Genomic DNA, 1,429 nt, shown 5'->3' on the forward strand with positions numbered 1-1,429 from the left:
CGCCGGAGCCGGCGTGATCCGCGTCCTGCTGGTCGACGACCAGCACCTCATCCGCGCCGGCCTGCGCATGCTCTGCGACGCCCAGCCCGACCTGGAGGTGGTCGGCGAGGCCGACAACGGCCGCGAGGCGATCAACCTCGCCGCGCGCCTGCTGCCCGACGTGGTGGTGATGGACCTCCGGATGCCCGGCGTCGACGGCATCACGGCGACCAGCCGGATCCTCGCCGAGCGCCCCGCCACGCGGGTGCTGGTGCTCACCACGTTCGGTGACGACGACCACCTCTATCCCGCGCTGACCGCCGGCGCCTGCGGCTTCCTGCTCAAGGACGCGCCCCCCGCCGACCTGCTCGACGGCGTGCGCCGGGCGGCGGCCGGGGACAGCCCGTTCAGCCCGGAGGTCCTGCGGCGGCTGGTCCAGCGGGCGGTGCACGCGCGCGCCGAGGCGCCCCGACCGGTGCACGGCCTGACCGCCCGCGAGCGGGACGTGCTGGACCTGGTGGCCGAGGGCCTGTCCAACACCGAGATCGCCGACCGGCTGCACATCGGCGTCACCACGGTCAAGACCCACATCACCAGCCTCATGACCAAGACGGACAGCCCCAACCGGGTGCGCCTGGCGCTGTGGGCCCGCGGCGCCTGAGCGCCGGCCGGCCTCACTCCTCGATGGCGCCGCCCACGGCGCGCAGGTGCTCCCGGAAGGTCAGCGCCGGGTTCTCCACCCGTCCCGCCAGGTACGCCCCGAACCCGACCTGCGCGCGCAGCGGCTCACCGGCCCGGATCCGGTCGGCCTGCCGCCGCTCGGTGTCCCGGATGGACTCGGCCAGGTCGAACACCTCGCCGGCCCCGGCGGCCGGCACGAACAGCACCCCGTCCTCGTCGGCCAGGGCCACGTCGCCCGGGTCGACCGTCCACGGCCCGACCCGCGCCGAGGCCAGCGCCTCGACCGGCCGCGGGTCCAGCCGCTGCGGCCCGGTGGGGGTGGCGCCCAGGCTGAACACCGGCAGCCCGACCGCCCGGATGTCGCCGGTGTCCCGGTGCAGGCCCCAGACCACCAGGCCGGAGAGGCCGGCGGCCTGCGCCTCCAGCACCACGAGGTCGCCAACGCACGCCTCGTCGGTGCGCCCGTCGTTGTCCACCACCAGGACGTCGCCGGGGGCCGCCCGGTCGATCGCCTCGAGGAAGATGTCGACGCTGCCGACGTGCCGGGCCGGCAACACCCGGCCGGCCAGCCGGCCGCCGGCCAGCACGGGCCGGACGCCGGCCGGGGCGCAGCGCACCGGGACGGCGGCCCGCAGGCAGGCGTCGGCCACGTGGGCGGTGGTCAGGGCGGCGACCGCCGGGACAGCTCTGCGCGGTCGATGCTCATGGCCCGACGCTAGCCAGCGGGCGCGGCCGCGGGAGGGGCCAGTTCCCGGCCCGTGGCTCCGGT

2 protein-coding genes are annotated in these 1,429 nt (G+C 77.0%); one reads left to right on the forward strand and one right to left on the reverse strand.

From position 1 onward, the window contains the following. The first annotated feature begins 13 nt into the window (after window positions 1-13). Window positions 14-640: a response regulator transcription factor gene (locus F8274_RS30615; protein WP_151465874.1), complete on the forward strand. Its 627-nt coding sequence runs from the start codon at window positions 14-16 to the stop codon at window positions 638-640. A 13-nt stretch (window positions 641-653) separates the two neighbouring features. On the opposite strand, the gene F8274_RS30620 is transcribed toward F8274_RS30615, so the two are convergent. Further along, window positions 654-1,310 (reverse strand): RraA family protein, encoded by a 657-nt coding sequence (locus F8274_RS30620; protein WP_225854054.1) that lies wholly within the window; start codon window positions 1,308-1,310, stop codon window positions 654-656. Window positions 1,311-1,429 lie beyond the last annotated feature (119 nt).

The organism is Micromonospora sp. AMSO31t (assembly GCF_008868175.1).
Taxonomy (GTDB): Bacteria; Actinomycetota; Actinomycetes; order Mycobacteriales; family Micromonosporaceae; genus Micromonospora.